Origin of the sequence: Pseudomonas sp. 09C 129, assembly GCF_002843625.1 — a bacterium.
GTDB classification, from domain to species: domain Bacteria; phylum Pseudomonadota; class Gammaproteobacteria; order Pseudomonadales; family Pseudomonadaceae; genus Aquipseudomonas; species Aquipseudomonas chlororaphis.
On sequence record NZ_CP025261.1, the window covers coordinates 5,509,448 to 5,526,611 of the forward strand.

Genomic DNA, 17,164 nt, shown 5'->3' on the forward strand with positions numbered 1-17,164 from the left:
CTCCTAATGACGATAAAGAAACGGCGCTCGAAGGAGCGCCGTGATTCCACGATACAGAGCCGCGAGACGACTCAGAGGTTCACCACATTGACGAAACGCGAAGCCGCGGTTTCATCGATCTTCAGGCTGGTGAAGTCGAACAGGTTGCGGTCCGCCAGCTGCGACGGCACCACGTTCTGCAGGCCGCGGAAAATGCTTTCGGTACGGCCCGGGGTCTTGCGTTCCCATTCCTGGAGCATTTCCTTGACCACCTGGCGCTGCAGGTTTTCCTGAGAGCCGCAGAGGTTGCACGGGATGATCGGGAACTGCTTGAGGTCGGAATAGGCCTGGATGTCCTTCTCGCTGCAATAGGCCAGGGGTCGGATCACCACATTACGCCCGTCGTCGGCCCGCAGCTTGGGCGGCATGGCCTTGAGCGAGCCGTTGTAGAACATGTTGAGGAAGAAGGTCTCGACGATGTCGTCCCGGTGGTGACCCAGGGCCATCTTGGTCGCGCCGATCTCGTCGGCGAAGGTGTACAGGGTGCCGCGACGCAGGCGCGAGCACAGCGAACAGGTGGTCTTGCCTTCCGGTATCAGTTCCTTGACCACCGAATAGGTGTCCTTCTCGACGATGTGGTACTCCACACCCAGTGTCTCGAGGTAGGCCGGCAGCACGTGCTCGGGGAACCCGGGCTGCTTCTGGTCCATGTTCACGGCGACGATGTCGAACTTGATCGGTGCAACCTTCTGCAGGTGCATCAGCACGTCGAGCATGGTGTAGCTGTCCTTGCCGCCGGACAGGCAGACCATGACCTTGTCGCCGTCTTCGATCATGTTGAAGTCGGCGACCGCTTCCCCGGCCTGGCGGCGCAAGCGTTTCTGCAGTTTGTTCTGGTTGACCGTAAGAGTGCCCATGGCGCTTGAAATCCGCGGTGTGTGACGAAAAGCCGGTCATTTTACGCAAAAACCGCGCGCGGGCGAAGCGCCGGGCGCCAGTCGACCGATCAAATCGCCGAATGCGATTACCAGCCGCGCCGACAGCGCGATTTGCTCTAACACCCATGACCTTTGCAGGTCAGTCCTTTCTATACTGCGACATAAGGTCGCACGCATATTCAGACCTTTACTTACTTGGCCGCTGGCCCGTAGGCGCTCCGTTGGGGGGCGATGGCAATAACAAAGGAGTGACTGACTATGATTCATCATGTCGTGGGACTCTTCACCCACCCCGATCAGGAATGGCGAGAAATACGTGGCGACGAAGAGGAAAGCATCAGCCACATGTACCTCACCCACACGCTGATTCTCGCGGCAATTCCGGCGATTTCGGCGTTTATCGGCACCACCCAGGTCGGTTGGGTCATCGGCAATCGAGCACCGGTCATGCTGACCATGGAAAGCGCGCTGTGGATGACCATCATGTCGTACCTGGCGATGCTGGGCGGGGTTGCGGTCATGGGCGCCTTCGTCCACTGGATGGCCCGCACCTACGACGCCAGCCCGAGCCTGGCGCGCTGCATCGCGTTCGCCACCTATACCGCGACGCCCCTGTTCATCGGCGGCCTGGCGGCGCTGTATCCGCACATGTGGCTGGGCATGATCGTCGGCACGGCCGCCATCTGCTACACCGTCTACCTGCTGTATGTCGGGTTGCCGACCTTCATGAACATTCCCTCGGACGAAGGTTTCCTGTTCTCAAGCTCCGTACTGGCCGTTGGGCTGGTGGTGCTGGTCGCGATCATGGCGTTCACCGTGATCGTCTGGGGTCTTGGCGTCGGCCCCGTTTACACCAACTGACGTCGCTCAAAAAACCAACACAATCTGCCAACACAGGCCGCCGCAAGGCGGCCTTCTAATCTGCGCAACGACCATTCGGCGCCTGGACGATTCGGAATGCATCGGCTTTGCGGCATACTCACCCGCTCTGGAGAGCCGTTAAGCATGCCCGAGCAACTCAATACCCGCGTCGAAGACTGTTTCCAACTCGCTGAATCCTTTTTCAAACGACCTTTCAAACGCCCGGTGGTCAGCCTCAAGTTGCGCGGCCAGAAAGCCGGTGTCGCCCACCTGCACGAGAACCTGCTGCGCTTCAACCCGCAGCTGTACCGGGAAAACACCGAAGACTTCCTCAAGCAGACCGTGGCCCATGAAGTCGCGCACCTGATCGCCCACCAACTGTTCGGCGAGCGCATTCAGCCCCACGGCGAAGAATGGCAACTGATCATGCGCGGCGTGTACGAACTGCCGCCCAATCGCTGCCACACCTACGAGATCCAGCGCCGCAGCGTGACCCGCTACATCTACCGCTGCCCCTGCGACAACGACTTTCCGTTTTCCGCCCAGCGCCATCGCCTGGTCGCCCAGGGCCGGCGTTATCTGTGCCGGCGTTGCCGGCACACCCTGGTGTTCAGCGGCGAGATGCGGGTGGAATGAACCCGGTCCTGGCGCCCTACAGGATGACCCGGCCCTGGCGTAGCTCAGCGATGCGCTGCGCGCTGTAACCCAGCTCGGCCAGCACCTGGTCGCTATGGGCCCCCAGTTCCGCCCCGATATGCTGCGGCTCCGGCAGCCCCTGGGAAAACTTCAGCGGACAGGCCATCTGCGCCTGGTAGCTGCCATCGCCACGCGGCACCTGGCTGACCAGTTGCCGTGCCTGCAACTGCGGATGCGCCACCGCCTCCGCCAGGCCCAGCACCGGTTCGACGCAGGCGTCGACCCCAGCAAACAACTCGCAGAGCTCGGCAAAATCGTGCTTCTCGAACTCGACCTGCAAGGCCTGCTTGAGCGCCTGCTGTTGTTCCGGCTGCGGCGACAGCCCCTGGGCCGCCAGTTCCGGACGCCCCAGGGCCTTGCACAGCGCCTGCATGAACGGCGGCTCCAGGCTGCCCACCGACAGCCAGCGACCATCCCGACTGCGGTAATAGTCATAGAAGCTGCCGCCATTGAGCACCTGCTGCTCCGCCGCGGGCTCGATCCCGCACGCCAGGTAGCCGGCCCCGGCCATGGCGTTCAGGCTGAACACGCAATCGGTCATGCTCACGTCCAGGTGCTGCCCCAGGCCGCTGTGCTGGCGGGCAATCACCGCCGCCAGCAGGCCGATGACCCCATGCAGCGAACCGCCGGCGATGTCCGCCGCCTGGATGCCCAGGGGCAGCGGCCCGCTGTCCTTGCGCCCGGTGTAGCTGGCCAAGCCCGCCAGGGCCAGGTAATTGATGTCGTGGCCGGCGCGATCCCGGTACGGGCCGGTCTGGCCGTAACCGGTGATCGAGACATAGATCAGCTTCGGGTTCAGCGCCTTCAGCGCCTCGTAGCCCAGCCCCAGGCGCTCCATCACCCCGGGGCGGAACTGCTCCAGGACGATGTCGTATTCCAGCACCAGTTGGCGGATCACCTCCAGCGCCTCGGGCTGCTTGAGGTCCAGCGCCAGGCTGCGCTTATTGCGATTGAGGTAGGCATGGCTGGCGGAGACGCCCTGATCGTGGGGCGGCAGCACCCGCAGCAGGTCCGTGCGGGTCGGCGATTCGATGCGCAGCACCTCGGCGCCCATGTCCGCCAGCAGCAAGGAGGCGAATGGCCCCGGCAGCAGCGTGGAGAAATCCAATACCTTGAGTGACGCCAGTGGCCCGCGCATGAGTACCCTCCCTTGCCGATTGACTGCCCACAGAGTAGGCAGCGTCTCGAGGCCCGGCAATCACCGCAAGCGCCACCCGGGCTGACCGTTGCGCTCAAACCCCGGGCATGAAAAAACCCGCCGCAGCGGGTTTTTCATCGACGTGGTGAAGTTACTTCACGGACGTCGGGGTTGGGCCTTCGGCAACGCCCAGGTCATCTTCTTCGCGAGTGTCGCTGATAGCACGACCACCGGAAGCCAGCTCGGCCTGCAACTGGTCTTCGTCCAGCTCCTTGACCCACTTGGCGACCACTACGGTGGCTACCGCGTTACCCACCAGGTTGGTCAGCGCACGGGCTTCGGACATGAAACGGTCGATACCCAGGATCAGCGCCAGGCCGGCCACCGGCAGGTGACCCACGGCCGACAGGGTCGCCGCCAGCACGATGAAGCCGCTACCGGTCACGCCTGCGGCGCCTTTGGAGGACAGCAGCAGCACCAGCAGCAGGGTGATCTGGTGAGTGATGTCCATGTGGGTGTCGGTCGCCTGGGCAATGAACACGGCCGCCATGGTCAGGTAGATCGAAGTACCGTCGAGGTTAAAGGAGTAACCGGTCGGGATCACCAGGCCCACTACCGATTTCTTCGCGCCCAGGCGTTCCATCTTGATCAGCATGCGTGGCAGGGCCGATTCCGAGGAGGAAGTACCCAGCACGATCAGCAGTTCTTCACGGATGTAGCGGATCAGCTTCAGCACGCTGAAACCGTGGGCGCGGCAGATGGCGCCCAGCACCACCAGCACGAACAGCACGCAGGTGATGTAGAAGCAGATCATCAGCTGGCCCAGCTGCACCAGCGAACCCACGCCATAGGCGCCGATGGTGAAGGCCATGGCGCCCAGCGCACCGATCGGCGCGAGCTTCATGATCATGTTGATGATGTTGAACATCACATGGGCGAAACGATCGATGAAGTCCAGCACCGGCTTGCCATAGGCACCCAGGCGGTGCAGGGCGAAACCGAAGATCACCGAGAACATCAGCACTTGCAGGATGTCGCCGTTGGCGAAGGCGCCGACGATGGTGTTCGGAATGACGTTGAGGATGAAGCCGACGATGCTCTGGTCCTTGCCGGCGGTGACGTAGGCCGCCACTTTCGAGGCATCCAGAGTGGACACGTCGATGTGCATGCCGTTGCCCGGCTGCACCACGTTGACCACGACCAGGCCGATCAGCAGGGCGATGGTCGAAACGATTTCGAAGTACAGCAGCGCGTAGCCACCGGTCTTGCCCACCGATTTCATGTTCTGCATGCCCGCGATACCGCTGACGACCGTACAGAAGATGATGGGCGCGATGACCATCTTGATCAGTTTGATGAACCCGTCACCCAGGGGCTTGAGGGCCACACCGGTCTGCGGGTAGAAGTGACCGAGCAGGATGCCGATGGCGATGGCAACGATCACCTGGAAATACAGGGATTTGTACAGTGGCTGACGAGTCGTCATTGCAAAGTTCCTCAAGAGCACCGTTGCACACCATCCATCGATGCACACGACGCCTAAAGTGCGAACCCTCCTGCACTGGAGGGATTTGTTGTGTAGAGCTGCGGGGAACACCTTTCGCTGCTCCCTTCTCCTTGCTCGCTATCGCAAAGCCCGTGCCAGCTTGCCAAAAAACCCTGAAAGCCTTTGGACATCAGGGTTTGCGCTCGCCTTCGCTCTCCCTGCCCCTACATGAAGTGGCGGATTTCCGCCCATCGCCCGACGCTCGTCCTACAATTTGGCGGATATCCGCCTTGCCCAGTCGTTGTCGGCTGTTAACATCCGCCACTTAATGGACGGATCAACCTTCATGCGCGAACGCACCATCGCCAGTCATTTCGCCCGCGCCGCCCTGGGCGGGGCGCGTCGGCGGGGCTACGACTATTCGGAGCTGCTGCAGACCCTGGGCATCAGCCTCGAACTGCTCAACGAACCCAAGGCCCGTATCGCCCCCGAGCAGTTCGCCAGCCTGCTGCAACAGCTCTGGCAAGTCCTGGACGACGAGTATCTGGGGTTCGGCGACGGCCCGAGCAAGCGCGGCACCTTCGCCATGATGTGCCACGCCCTGATCCACTGCAGCAACCTGGAGAAGGCCCTGCAGCGCGGCCTGCTGTTCTATAGCCTGTTCCCCCAGGCACCGCGCCTGAGCCTGACGCGCGAAGGGGACATGACCCGCCTGAGCCTGGACGACGCCGCGCTGTGGGACCCGGACCACTTCCTCAGCGAGAGCCTACTGGTGATCTGGCATCGCCTCGGCAGTTGGTTGATCGGCCAGCGCATCCGCCTCGAGCAGGCCTGTTTCAGCTACCCGAAACCCGAGCACGGCAACGAATACGACCTGCTGTTCCCCTGCCCCCTGGTGTTTTCCCGCGGCTGCAGCAGCCTGCTGTTCCACAGTCGCTACCTGAGCATGCCGCTGCTGCAGGACGAACGAACCCTCAAGCACTTCCTTGAACGCTCCCCCGCCGACCTGCTGGCCCGCCCGGACGACGGCGACAGCCTGAGCAGCCAGCTGCGCCGCCTGCTCAGCCGCGACAGCAACCATTGGCCGGACCTGGAAAGCATCGCCCAGCACCTGCACATCAGCCCGCAGACCCTGCGCCGGCACTTGCGCGAAGAAGGCACGAGTTTTCAGGAGTTGAAGGATCAGTTGCGGCGCGATATCGCCATCTACCACCTGCGTCGGGCCGACCTGTCGTTGCAACAGATCGCCGAGCAGACCGGCTTTTCCGAGCCATCGGCCTTTCACCGCGCGTTCAAGAAGTGGACCGGGCTGACCCCGGGCGCCTACCGCGCCCAGGAAACCTGAGCGCGCCGATCAAATCGCCGGGAAGTGAATGCGGAACGCCGCCCCGCCCAGGGTGGAATCGCCAAGGGTCAGTTGCGCGCCGTAGCTGTCGATGATGTCCTTGACCACCGCCAGGCCGATCCCCTGCCCCGGATGCTGGCGATCCAGCCGTTCGCCGCGCTGGAGAATCCGCGCCCGCTGGTCCGGCGGCACGCCCGGCCCATCGTCCTCGACACACAACTGCGCGCCGTGGAGGTCTTGGCGGACACTGATACGCACCTCGCTCAGGCACAGGCGGTAGGCGTTCTCCAGCAGGTTGCCCAGCAATTCGAGCAAGGCACCATGCTCGATCGGCACATAGCAGCGCTCCGGCAGATCGAACGAAACCCGCACCTGTTTGTCGCGATAGACCTTGTCCAGGGTGTCGCACAGGCTTTTCAGCACCGGACGCAAACGCACCTGGTGGCGCACCAGGCCGCTCTTGCGCAGGCTGGCGCGCTGCAGCTGGTAGCTGATCTGCTGGCTCATGCGTTCGATCTGGGTCTGCAGCACCCAGGCCTGTTCGCGGTCTTGAGGACGCAGGGCCATGTCCTCGCTGACCCCTTGCAACACCGTCAGCGGGGTCTTCAGGCTGTGGGCCAGGTCATCCAGGGAATCGCGATAACGGCTGCGTTGCTCGCGCTCGCTGTGCAGCAGGCGGTTCAACGAGCCGGTCAGGCGCAGCAGTTCGCGTGGATGTTCTTCGCTGAGGCTTTGCCGGGTGCCGCTCTCGATTTCGTCCAGCTCCTGGCTCAGCCGGCGCAATGCCTGCAGGCCCCAGGTCAGGCCGAGCCAGAGCAGCGCCAGGAGCACCAGCAACGCGGCGCCGAACCCGAGGTAGAGGTTTTCCCGCACCCCTTCCAGGGTCAACTGGTACTCACGCACCGGCTGCAAGGCGACGATGCTGAACGCCGCGCTTTTACCGCCCAGCAGCTTGACCTCGACGTCGTAGACGAAAAACTCCTGGCCGTTGACCTCGCGGATACGCGCGAACTCGTTGCCGCGCCCGTCATACCGCGGCTTGTAGTTGATGTTCTCTTCCTGGGTCGCCTTGGAGCGCCAGACCAGCCGCCCCTCCCGGTCGTAGATGTAACCCAGGAGACGGCTGTCGGTCAGGTTGAAACGCTCGTCCGGCAGTTGCGCCGGCATTTGCAGATGATTGTTCTCGACCCGGGCCGCCGAGATCAGCGTGGTCACATCGGAGGCCAGGCGCTGCTCGATGGAGTCCTGCAGCGCCAGGCTGAACGCGCCTTGCATGGCCGGCAACAACGCCAGCATGAACAGCACCGCCAGCGTCGTGGCCGCCAGCATCAGGCGCAGGCGTAACGATCGGATCATCGGCAGCGCTCGTTGAACAGGTAACCCAGGCCACGCACGGTATCGATGGGCTTGAAGCCCGACGGCCCTTCCAGCTTGCGCCGCAGGCGGCCGACCAGCACTTCGATCACGTTCGGATCGCGCTCGTCATCGTCCGGGTACAGCTGCTCCATCAGCCGATCCTTGGCCACCACCTGCTGATGGTGGCGCATGAGGTACTCGAGAATCCGGTACTCGTAGGCGGTCAGCGCCAGCGGCTGTTCGTCAAGCGAAGCCTGCTTGCGATTGAGGTCGAGCAGCAGCGGGCCGGCGATGATAGTCGACTGGGTGAACCCGCTGGAGCGGCGCAGCAGCGCATTCAGGCGTGCGTCCAGCTCCTCGAACTGGAAGGGCTTGACCACATAGTCGTCGGCGCCGGCGGCCAGCCCTTCGACCTTGTCCTGCCAGTTGCCGCGTGCCGTCAGGATCAGGATCGGAAACGCCTTGCCCCGCGAGCGCAGCTGGCGGATCAGGTCCAGCCCGCCCATGCCCGGCAGGCCCAGGTCGATCACCGCCAGATCATGGTTGAACTGCTCGGTCTGATACAGCGCCTCCTCGGCATTGGCCACGGACTCGACCACATGGCCGCTGTCCGTGAGGCGGGTTTGCAAGTGATGGCGCAGCAGCGCCTCATCTTCAACGACGAGCAGTTTCATGCAGCTCTCCCAAGCAAAATTCGACATCTCCAAGGGCGCTCAGGCGCCCTGATCGTATATATGGCAACGCCGGATCTTGCCTTGGCAGATCCGGCGCGCTCAGAACCAGGACAATATTTTAGAAAGCGTAGTTGGCCGACAGGTAGGTCTGGGCGCTGCTGGTCAGGCTCAGCGAACCCTGCTTGCTGCCACTGCGCTCGCTCATCTCGGTGCTGGCATTGCTGCGCAGGTAACGGTAACCCAGTTCGACCGAAGTGTTCTGTGAAACCTGCTGCAGGACACCGGCCTGCACGCCGACGGCATAACCGATATCGCTGTCGCGGCTGAAACCTGGGGAATCCTGGGTCAGCTTGGTCAGGCCCGCGGTACCGCCGCCGAACAGCTTGGTGCTGCTGGTCACCGGCAGGAACACATCGTAGCTGCCGAGCAGGTTTTCCTGGCGCAGTTTAATGCCATTGTGCGAGCCGGAGACATTGTCGTAGGTGGCGTAGTAGCGGTGCTGGTCATTCTGCTGACCCAGGCGCACGCCCCAGGTATTGTCCTTGCCGATCACACCGTCGGCGTTCGGGTTGTTCAGGTTGCTGTTGAGCAGGCTGGACTTCTTGACCTTGTCGCTGGTCTGGCCATAGGTAAGGCTGGCGAAGTTGCTGTCGGCGGCCTGGACGACAGCGCTGGCGCCGAGAACAGTGAAGGCCAGGATCATCTTCTTGAAAGTAGTCATGGGTGTTTCCTCATTCGCTATGTGTTTTTGGGTACGGGAGCCAGACTACCGACCCCGCCCTGAACTCCCCCTGAACACACTCTGAACCTCGGCTGAATCAAATCGACTAGGCTGTTGGGCAGTCTTTTAAAAGGAGAACGGACCATGCGCGCGCTTTTCGCTTGCTTGTTGTTGGCTTTCTGCGGCTTGAGCCAGGCAGCCATCAAGACCCAGGAAATCCCCTACCAGAGCCCCGACGGTACCCGGCTCATCGGCTACTACGCCTATGACGACAGCCTGCAAGGGCCACGTCCCGGCGTCGTGGTGGTGCATGAATGGTGGGGCCTGAACGACTACGCCAAACGCCGGGCCCGGGATCTCGCGGCCTTGGGCTACAGCGCCCTGGCCATCGATATGTACGGCGACGGCAAGAACACCGAGCACCCGAAAGACGCCATGGCCTTCATGCAGGCCGCCTCGAAAGACAGTGCCGCCGCCAGCGCGCGCTTCAAGGCCGGGCTCGACCTGCTGAAGAAACAACCGCAGACCGACCCGGCCAAGCTGGCCGCGATCGGCTACTGCTTCGGCGGCAAGGTGGTGCTGGACGCAGCGCGCCAGGGCCTGCCCCTGCTCGGTGTGGTGAGTTTCCATGGCGCCCTGGTCACCAGCACCCCGGCCACTCCCGGCAACGTCAAGGCGAAAATCCTGGTGGAGCACGGCGCCCTCGACAGCATGGTCACCGCCGATAACGTCAGCGCCTTCAAGGCAGAAATGGACAAGGCCGGCGCCGACTACCGGTTCGTCAACCTCGAGGGCGCCAAGCACAGCTTCAGCAATCCGGATGCCGACCGCATGAGCCACGGCGAACATGGCGGGCTGGACATCGGCTACAGCAAAGCCGCCGATGAACGCTCATGGGCGGACATGCGAGAGTTCTTCAAAAAGCTGTTCGGCTGACCCCGCGTCGACCGCCCCGAGGTCTCAATTCCCGGGGCGGCGGCATCGAGGCCGGTGCTTGCCAGGCTACCCTCCAGCCTTACAACCCGGCAAAATGCCTGGCATGAATCGCATCCCCACCCTCCCCGCCTGCTGCACCCCACTCGACGACCAGTGGCCGCTGCCCGACGCCCTGCCGGACACCGTCCTGCTCGGCACCCATTTCGATGCCTCGCGCCTGGCCAGCAACGACTTCCAGCTCAGCGCCATCGAGCCGCCCGCGAGCATTCAACGTTCGGTGGCGAAACGGCAGGCCGAGTTTCTCGCCGGGCGTTTCTGCGCCCGCGCCGCCCTGCAACGCCTGGACGGCCTGGACTGCATTCCGCCGATCGGCGAGGACCGGGCGCCGATCTGGCCGACGCACATCAGCGGCTCGATCACCCACAGCACCGGGCGTGCCGCGGCGATTGTCGCGCGCAAGGAGCATTGGCGCGGGCTGGGCATGGACCTGGAGAACCTGCTCAACAGCGAACGGGCGGAACGCCTGGCGGGGGAAATCCTCATCCCGGCCGAAATGCAGCGCATGGCCGCCGCCCCGCGGGAACAACTGGCGCTCTGGGTCACCCTGACCTTTTCGGTGAAGGAAAGCCTGTTCAAGGCGCTGTACCCGATCGTCCGGCAACGCTTCTACTTCGAACACGCCGAAGTGCTGGAGTGGACGGCCAGCGGCCAGGTCCGCCTGCGCCTGCTGACGGACCTGTCCAGCGAATGGCGCAATGGCAGTGAACTGGACGCGCAATTCGCCCTGCAGGACGGGCAACTGCTGAGCCTGGTCAGTATCCGGGCTTGATGCCCGGACGAACCTGAGCGCAAGCCTTCAACCTTTATCCTGATGCCGTGGCCAGCTCAGGCTGAAGCAGGCGCCACCGAGGGTCTTGCTCCTGCTGATCAATGCCCGGCCGTCGTGCCAGTGAATGATCCGCCGCACGATCGACAACCCCAGGCCGTGCCCACCCGAAGCGCGGGTACGGCTGTCATCCAGGCGCAGGAACGGGGTGAAGATCCGCTCCCAGGCGCTTTCCGGAACCCCTGGACCATCGTCCTCGACATCGACCCGGCAACGCATCTGCCCCACCTGGTAACTGACCAGCACCTGCGACTCGGCGTGGCGCATGGCGTTGCTCACCAGGTTCTGCAACGCCCGATGCAGGTAGCGCGGCTCGGCCTCGACCCAGGCGCCATCGCAATCCGCCGCGGACAGGCACGAACCACGCTGTACCTTGACCTGCGCGCGCAACGGCGCCAGCTCGCTGATCACCTGGTTGATCAGCGCGTCCAGGTCGATGCGCTGGAAGTTCAGCGCCGGCGAACCCTGTTCCAGCCGCGCATAGGTGAGCATTTCGTCCACCAGCCGGTCGAGGTCCTGGATATCGTTGTCCATGCCCTCCATGTACTTGTCCCGGGCCTGTGGGGTGGTCGCTGAGCCGATCATCTCCAGGCCAAAGCGCAGGCGCGCCACTGGCGTGCGCAACTCATGGGACACCGCGCGCACCAGCTCGCGCTGGATCGCCAGCAAGCGCTGCAAATGCTCGGCCATGCCGTTGAAGGCCGCCGCCAACCGTCCCACGGAGTCGGCGCCACCGGCCGGCACCCGGGCTTCCAGACTGCCCTTGGCAATGCGCGTGGCCGCCGATTCCAGGCCACGCAAGCGCCGCTCCAGCTGGCGTACCAATAAATAGACGATCAGGCCGATCAGGCTCAGGCCCAGCACCGCGATCAACACCAGCCATTGCGGCGGGTAGGGATTCATCTGGTACAGCGGGCCGATTTCCAGCACCCAGGGCGTGCCCACCATCCCTGCGAACACGCGGATCGAATCGCCGCCCTTGCCCAGCGCCATCACCGTATCGCCCTCGGCAACCCGGCGACGCTGGTCCTCGTCCATGTCCGCGTCGTCCTGGGTGACCAGGTGCATGTCGAAGCCAAAGCCTTTGTTCTTTTTCAGTGCCGCCAGGCGTTCCGGCTGCTCGGCCACCGGAAAGCGCACCAGCTCGTCGGCCAGCAGATAGATAGTCGCCCGCGCCAGTTGTTCGCTGATCTGCTGCACTTCACCGGTCAGCAACAATTGCTCAGGCTCGCTGACCAGACGGTAGACCCGTGCCGCATAAGGCCCGGTCTGCTCCACCAGGGCCTGGCCGCGCAAAACGCGGTTGCGCTGCCCGAGGTCGAGGCCGGTCTGGGTGAAGGTCTGCAGGGTCAGCGGGATGCCCAACAGGCGTTCCCACACCGCCAGGGCGCGGCGGCGCTCGATCTCGCTCATGGGTTGCAGGTTGTCGGCCATCAGCGAGAACGTACCGTGGGCCAGGCGCTCGCGGTATTGCTCGCTACGCACCTGGTTGAGCAGGTGCAGCGCCAGTACGCCCAACAGCGCCACCAGAATCAGCGCGGCGCACATGCCGCCGTAGATGCGCAGGAATATGGAGTTCACGGCGACAGGTCGGCAGCGGCTTCGGGGACGAACAGATAACCCTTGCTGCGGATGGTCTTGATCAGCCGCGGGTGTTCCGGGTCGTCGCCGATTTTCGGACGGATCCGCGAAATGCGCACATCGATGGAGCGGTCCTGGCCGTCATAGCCGATGCCGCGCAGGGCGGTGAAGATTTCCTCGCGGGACAGAATGCGCCCGGCGTTGGTCACCAGCAGCCAGAGCAGGTCGAACTCGGCGCTGGTCAACTCGATCCCGGCGTCGTGCAGCCAGGCCTCGCGCAAGGCGCTGTCCACCACCAGCGGGCCGAATTGCAGGCGCCGGGATTTCTCCGGCGCGCTGCTTTCCACGGGTTCGCTGCGCCGCAGCAGGGCCTGGATCCTGGCCAGCAACAGGCGCGGACGGACCGGCTTGCACACGTAATCGTCGGCACCGGTGTCCAGCCCCAGTATCTGGTCCATGTCGTCGGTGCGCGCGGTCAGCATCAGGATCGGCCCGTCGTAGCGATTGCGGACCTTGCGGCAAATGCTCAGGCCATCCTCGCCGGGCAGCATCAGGTCGAGGATCACCAGATCGGGTTGTTCGGCAATGATCCGCGCCGCGGCCAGGGCGCCATTGCCTTCGATGGCGACACGCAATCCATTGCTCTGCAGATATTCACAGGTCAACTCGGCCAGTCGCTGATCGTCCTCGACGATCAATATCTGCCACGCTTCTTGCTCCACGGTGACCTCTGCTTGCCAGATACGGGCTCAGGAAGAATCCGCCCGTCTTTTTGTAATGTGAGATGGATAAAACAATGTCTGGAAGGCCCGATTGTAGCAACGGCAAAGGCCGTGAACACAAGGCGCTGAATGCGCTCGGTAAAGGCGTTTTTTTGTGATAGGGTTCGCGCCCGCAAAAATCCGCCCCGGGCAGTTTTGCAGGGTAAAAAACAGTGACAAACGGTAGGATCCAGCCCTGCTGCGGCCTGCGTGAGGTTTACCTGCTTCATACACAATTTACGCACAACCTTATCCACAGGCTGTACGTTGCAATCACCCCCAAAAACGCATTATCTTGTAGCTCGGCTGCAAAAAAACCCTACATCTAGGGTTTCAGGCCAAAAACCAAACACAAATCAGACAAGAAACTCAAGCGCTTTTCTTGCACTCGTTTGGTGGAACCAATCGGATTTTCAGAAGCCAAACCGCGCGTGCGGATGGCTGCGGTTTTCCAGCCCACGGCGAGGAAAACGGTACGGGTGTTGCAGTACATGACTGTCACCCATCAGGAATACGGTCACGAGCCACTGGCTCGCGACCTATGACTTCGGCATGGAAGCGGCGCCAACAGCCCCCCTTCCTGAACTGTCCCGAAGTCGTTATGCCCGGCGTGCGCCGGTTGTAGTGCTTCAGGACGGAACGGTGGGCACCCAAAGGGTGCCCAAACAAACATAGAGAACGTGGAGACACCCATGCAAACCGACACAACTCGCGAGAACCCGCAGGCCAAAGCGCCGCAGGCTGCCGATTCCAACCTGGATCTGTCTGCCACCGCGCCTGGCCAACTGCGAGTGATCAAGCGTAACGGCACTGTCGTTCCTTACACCGATGACAAAATCACCGTCGCCATCACCAAAGCGTTTCTCGCAGTTGAAGGCGGCACCGCTGCCGCTTCGTCGCGAATCCACGACACCGTCGCTCGCCTGACCGAGCAGGTCACCGCCACCTTCAAGCGTCGCATGCCTTCGGGCGGCACCATCCATATCGAAGAGATCCAGGACCAGGTCGAACTGGCCCTGATGCGCGCCGGCGAGCAGAAAGTTGCCCGCGACTACGTGATCTACCGTGACTCACGCGCCAAAGAGCGCGCCACCCGCACCCCAGGCGAAGAGCCGGTGCAGGCTCACCCGTCGATCCGTATCACCCGTACCGACGGCAGCTTCGCGCCTCTGGACATGGGCCGCCTGAACACCATCGTCACCGAAGCCTGCGAAGGCCTGGAAGAAGTCGACGGCGACCTGATCCAGCGCGAAACCCTGAAAAACCTCTACGACGGCGTAGCGCTCAAGGACGTCAACACCGCCCTGGTGATGACCGCGCGCACCCTGGTAGAGCGCGAGCCGAATTACTCGTTCGTGACTGCCCGCCTGCTGATGGACACCCTGCGCGCCGAAGGCCTGAGCTTCCTGGAAGTGGCCGAGAGCGCCACTCACCACGAGATGGCCGACCTGTACGCCAAGGCACTGCCGGCCTATGTCGCCAAAGGTATCGAGTTCGAACTGCTGAACCCGGTGCTGGCCGAATTCGACCTGGAGAAACTCGGCAAGGCGATCAACCACGAGCGCGACCAGCAGTTCACCTACCTGGGCCTGCAGACCCTGTACGACCGTTACTTTATCCACAAGGATGGCGTGCGCTTCGAACTGCCACAGGTCTTCTTCATGCGCGTGGCCATGGGCCTGGCAATCGAAGAAAAACAACGCGAAGACCGTGCCATCGAGTTCTACAACCTGTTGTCGTCCTTCGACTACATGGCTTCGACTCCGACCCTGTTCAACGCCGGCACCCTGCGTCCACAGCTGTCGAGCTGCTACCTGACCACCGTGCCGGACGACCTGTCGGGCATCTACGGCGCCATCCACGACAACGCCATGCTGTCGAAATTCGCCGGTGGCCTGGGCAACGACTGGACTCCAGTGCGTGCGCTGGGCTCCTACATCAAGGGCACCAACGGCAAGTCCCAGGGCGTCGTGCCGTTCCTGAAAGTGGTGAACGACACCGCGGTAGCCGTGAACCAGGGTGGCAAGCGCAAAGGCGCTGTGTGTGCCTACCTGGAAACCTGGCACATGGACATCGAAGAGTTCATCGAGCTGCGCAAGAACACCGGTGACGATCGTCGTCGTACCCACGACATGAACACCGCCAACTGGATCCCTGACCTGTTCATGAAGCGCGTCTTCGACGACGGCAAGTGGACCCTGTTCTCGCCATCGGAAGTGCCGGACCTGCACGACCTGACCGGCAAGGCCTTCGAAGAGCGCTACGAGTACTACGAAGCCCTGTGCGAATACGGCAAGATCAAGCTGTTCAAGACCATCCAGGCCAAAGACCTGTGGCGCAAGATGCTGTCCATGCTGTTCGAAACCGGCCACCCTTGGCTGACCTTCAAGGACCCGTGCAACCTGCGCAGCCCACAGCAGCACGTGGGTGTGGTCCACAGTTCGAACCTGTGCACCGAGATCACCTTGAACACCAACAAGGACGAGATCGCCGTTTGCAACCTGGGCTCGATCAACCTGCCGAACCACATCGTCGACGGCAAGCTGGACACCGCCAAGCTGCAACGCACCGTGAACACCGCGGTACGCATGCTCGATAACGTGATCGACATCAACTACTACTCGGTACCGCAGGCGAAGAACTCCAACTTCAAGCACCGTCCGGTCGGACTGGGGATCATGGGCTTCCAGGACGCGCTGTACCTGCAGCACATCCCTTACGGTTCCGATGCCGCTGTCGACTTCGCCGACAAGTCCATGGAAGCAGTGAGCTTCTACGCGATCCAGGCGTCCTGCGACCTGGCCGACGAGCGTGGCGCCTACGAGACGTTCCAGGGTTCGCTGTGGTCCAAAGGCATCCTGCCGCTGGATTCGCAACAGATCCTGATCGAGTCCCGTGGCCAGAAGTACATCGATGTCGACCTGAACGAAACCCTGGACTGGGCACCAGTGCGCGCCCGTGTACAGAAAGGTATTCGTAACTCCAACATCATGGCCATCGCGCCGACCGCAACCATCGCCAACATCACCGGCGTGTCGCAGTCGATCGAACCGACCTACCAGAACCTGTATGTGAAATCGAACCTGTCGGGCGAATTCACCGTGATCAACCCGTACCTGGTTCGCGACCTCAAGGCTCGTGGCCTGTGGGACTCGGTCATGATCAACGACCTGAAGTACTACGACGGTTCCGTGCAGCAGATCGAGCGTATCCCGCAAGAACTCAAGGAGCTCTACGCGACGGCCTTCGAAGTGGAAACCAAGTGGATCGTCGACGCCGCCAGCCGTCGCCAGAAGTGGATCGACCAGGCTCAGTCGCTGAACCTCTACATCGCCGGTGCTTCGGGCAAGAAGCTCGACGTGACCTACCGCATGGCTTGGTACCGTGGTCTGAAAACCACTTACTACCTCCGTGCCCTGGCCGCGACCAGCACCGAGAAGTCGACCATCAACACCGGCAAGCTGAACGCTGTTTCCAGCGGCGGCAACCACGGAGACGACTCGGTCCTGGCGGCTCCAGCCGGTCCAGCTCCAGTGCCGAAGGCTTGCGCCATCGACGAGCCGGATTGCGAAGCTTGCCAATAAGCTGAGCCGATAGGCGCCTGTCGGCGCTTATCCGAACCCCCGACAGGCCCCTGGCCTGCCGGGGGTTTTCTTTTGCCTGGGAAAAGCCACAGCGCCGGACGGCACTCGAGGACGAAGCCCTCCCACAACTTGCTGCACGCGATTTGCCAGAAGCCCCCATCGCCAGCTTCGCGGGAATGAACCCGCCGAATACAGCCCTGCGGGCCAGGCAGCCGCAGCAGG

The 17,164-nt window shown here is 62.7% G+C and carries 15 protein-coding genes; 6 read left to right on the forward strand and 9 right to left on the reverse strand.

The genetic code is table 11. From position 1 onward, the window contains the following. Positions 1-71: 71 nt before the first annotated feature. On the reverse strand, positions 72-896 hold the full coding sequence (ttcA, locus tag CXQ81_RS24500; protein WP_007931792.1) for a tRNA 2-thiocytidine(32) synthetase TtcA: 825 nt from the start codon (positions 894-896) through the stop codon (positions 72-74). Positions 897-1,175: 279 nt separating this feature from the next. On the opposite strand from ttcA, the gene CXQ81_RS24505 reads away from it, so the two are divergent. Both CXQ81_RS24505 and CXQ81_RS24510 read left to right on the forward strand, forming a co-directional pair. Further along, positions 1,176-1,778 carry a Yip1 family protein gene (locus CXQ81_RS24505; protein ID WP_007931790.1) on the forward strand — a complete coding sequence of 201 codons (603 nt, stop codon included), beginning with the start codon at positions 1,176-1,178 and terminating at the stop codon, positions 1,776-1,778. A 144-nt stretch (positions 1,779-1,922) separates the two neighbouring features. Continuing rightward, positions 1,923-2,414, forward strand: a complete 492-nt coding sequence (locus CXQ81_RS24510; RefSeq protein ID WP_007931787.1) for a SprT family zinc-dependent metalloprotease — start codon at positions 1,923-1,925, stop codon at positions 2,412-2,414. A gap of 16 nt (positions 2,415-2,430) precedes the next feature. Here CXQ81_RS24510 and CXQ81_RS24515 read toward each other — a convergent pair whose 3' ends face one another. After that, positions 2,431-3,612 (reverse strand): CaiB/BaiF CoA-transferase family protein, encoded by a 1,182-nt coding sequence (locus tag CXQ81_RS24515; RefSeq protein WP_101338803.1) that lies wholly within the window; start codon positions 3,610-3,612, stop codon positions 2,431-2,433. A 151-nt stretch (positions 3,613-3,763) separates the two neighbouring features. Then, positions 3,764-5,098, reverse strand: coding sequence for a dicarboxylate/amino acid:cation symporter (locus tag CXQ81_RS24520; RefSeq protein WP_007931783.1), 1,335 nt, complete (start codon positions 5,096-5,098; stop codon positions 3,764-3,766). Positions 5,099-5,444: 346 nt separating this feature from the next. Here CXQ81_RS24520 and CXQ81_RS24525 point away from each other — a divergent pair, with 346 nt between their 5' ends. After that, complete coding sequence (locus tag CXQ81_RS24525) at positions 5,445-6,443, forward strand: AraC family transcriptional regulator (protein ID WP_101338804.1); 999 nt, start codon at positions 5,445-5,447, stop codon at positions 6,441-6,443. A gap of 9 nt (positions 6,444-6,452) precedes the next feature. Here the strand turns inward: CXQ81_RS24525 and CXQ81_RS24530 are convergent, their stop codons facing one another. The 3 genes from CXQ81_RS24530 to CXQ81_RS24540 form a co-directional block, all read right to left on the reverse strand. After that, positions 6,453-7,799, reverse strand: coding sequence for an ATP-binding protein (locus CXQ81_RS24530; RefSeq protein WP_007931779.1), 1,347 nt, complete (start codon positions 7,797-7,799; stop codon positions 6,453-6,455). After that, a complete protein-coding gene (locus CXQ81_RS24535; protein ID WP_007931776.1) occupies positions 7,796-8,473 on the reverse strand; it encodes a response regulator in 678 nt (225 codons plus the stop codon). The genes CXQ81_RS24530 and CXQ81_RS24535 overlap by 4 nt, the downstream gene beginning before the upstream one ends. A gap of 118 nt (positions 8,474-8,591) precedes the next feature. Beyond that, a complete protein-coding gene (locus tag CXQ81_RS24540) occupies positions 8,592-9,194 on the reverse strand; it encodes a hypothetical protein (RefSeq protein ID WP_007931772.1) in 603 nt (200 codons plus the stop codon). A gap of 144 nt (positions 9,195-9,338) precedes the next feature. Here CXQ81_RS24540 and CXQ81_RS24545 point away from each other — a divergent pair, with 144 nt between their 5' ends. Continuing rightward, the gene (locus tag CXQ81_RS24545) at positions 9,339-10,130 is read left to right on the forward strand and encodes a dienelactone hydrolase family protein (RefSeq protein ID WP_101338805.1); all 792 of its coding nucleotides are present in this window, start codon (positions 9,339-9,341) and stop codon (positions 10,128-10,130) included. Positions 10,131-10,233: 103 nt separating this feature from the next. Then, the gene (locus CXQ81_RS24550) at positions 10,234-10,959 is read left to right on the forward strand and encodes a 4'-phosphopantetheinyl transferase (RefSeq protein WP_101338806.1); all 726 of its coding nucleotides are present in this window, start codon (positions 10,234-10,236) and stop codon (positions 10,957-10,959) included. A 27-nt stretch (positions 10,960-10,986) separates the two neighbouring features. On the opposite strand, the gene CXQ81_RS24555 is transcribed toward CXQ81_RS24550, so the two are convergent. The 3 genes from CXQ81_RS24555 to CXQ81_RS31130 form a co-directional block, all read right to left on the reverse strand. Then, the gene (locus CXQ81_RS24555; protein WP_007931766.1) at positions 10,987-12,597 is read right to left on the reverse strand and encodes an ATP-binding protein; all 1,611 of its coding nucleotides are present in this window, start codon (positions 12,595-12,597) and stop codon (positions 10,987-10,989) included. After that, positions 12,594-13,319: a response regulator gene (locus CXQ81_RS24560; RefSeq protein ID WP_101338807.1), complete on the reverse strand. Its 726-nt coding sequence runs from the start codon at positions 13,317-13,319 to the stop codon at positions 12,594-12,596. Before CXQ81_RS24560 ends, CXQ81_RS24555 begins: the two co-directional genes overlap by 4 nt. A gap of 364 nt (positions 13,320-13,683) precedes the next feature. Then, a complete protein-coding gene (locus tag CXQ81_RS31130; protein ID WP_155274260.1) occupies positions 13,684-13,851 on the reverse strand; it encodes a hypothetical protein in 168 nt (55 codons plus the stop codon). Positions 13,852-14,050: 199 nt separating this feature from the next. Here CXQ81_RS31130 and CXQ81_RS24565 point away from each other — a divergent pair, with 199 nt between their 5' ends. Then, positions 14,051-16,942 carry a ribonucleoside-diphosphate reductase subunit alpha gene (locus CXQ81_RS24565; protein ID WP_007921632.1) on the forward strand — a complete coding sequence of 964 codons (2,892 nt, stop codon included), beginning with the start codon at positions 14,051-14,053 and terminating at the stop codon, positions 16,940-16,942. The last annotated feature ends 222 nt before the right edge of the window (positions 16,943-17,164 follow it).

Bases quoted from the DNA above. Each gene is read 5' to 3' on its own strand.
- ttcA (WP_007931792.1), bottom strand. From the start codon at position 896: ATGGGCACTCTTACGGTCAACCAGAACAAACTGCAGAAACGCTTGCGC.
- CXQ81_RS24545 (WP_101338805.1), top strand. From the start codon at position 9,339: ATGCGCGCGCTTTTCGCTTGCTTGTTGTTGGCTTTCTGCGGCTTGAGC.
- CXQ81_RS24510 (WP_007931787.1), top strand. From the start codon at position 1,923: ATGCCCGAGCAACTCAATACCCGCGTCGAAGACTGTTTCCAACTCGCT.
- CXQ81_RS24535 (WP_007931776.1), bottom strand. From the start codon at position 8,473: ATGAAACTGCTCGTCGTTGAAGATGAGGCGCTGCTGCGCCATCACTTG.
- CXQ81_RS24515 (WP_101338803.1), bottom strand. From the start codon at position 3,612: ATGCGCGGGCCACTGGCGTCACTCAAGGTATTGGATTTCTCCACGCTG.
- CXQ81_RS31130 (WP_155274260.1), bottom strand. From the start codon at position 13,851: ATGTACTGCAACACCCGTACCGTTTTCCTCGCCGTGGGCTGGAAAACC.
- CXQ81_RS24530 (WP_007931779.1), bottom strand. From the start codon at position 7,799: ATGATCCGATCGTTACGCCTGCGCCTGATGCTGGCGGCCACGACGCTG.
- CXQ81_RS24565 (WP_007921632.1), top strand. From the start codon at position 14,051: ATGCAAACCGACACAACTCGCGAGAACCCGCAGGCCAAAGCGCCGCAG.
- CXQ81_RS24525 (WP_101338804.1), top strand. From the start codon at position 5,445: ATGCGCGAACGCACCATCGCCAGTCATTTCGCCCGCGCCGCCCTGGGC.
- CXQ81_RS24505 (WP_007931790.1), top strand. From the start codon at position 1,176: ATGATTCATCATGTCGTGGGACTCTTCACCCACCCCGATCAGGAATGG.
- CXQ81_RS24540 (WP_007931772.1), bottom strand. From the start codon at position 9,194: ATGACTACTTTCAAGAAGATGATCCTGGCCTTCACTGTTCTCGGCGCC.
- CXQ81_RS24550 (WP_101338806.1), top strand. From the start codon at position 10,234: ATGAATCGCATCCCCACCCTCCCCGCCTGCTGCACCCCACTCGACGAC.
- CXQ81_RS24520 (WP_007931783.1), bottom strand. From the start codon at position 5,098: ATGACGACTCGTCAGCCACTGTACAAATCCCTGTATTTCCAGGTGATC.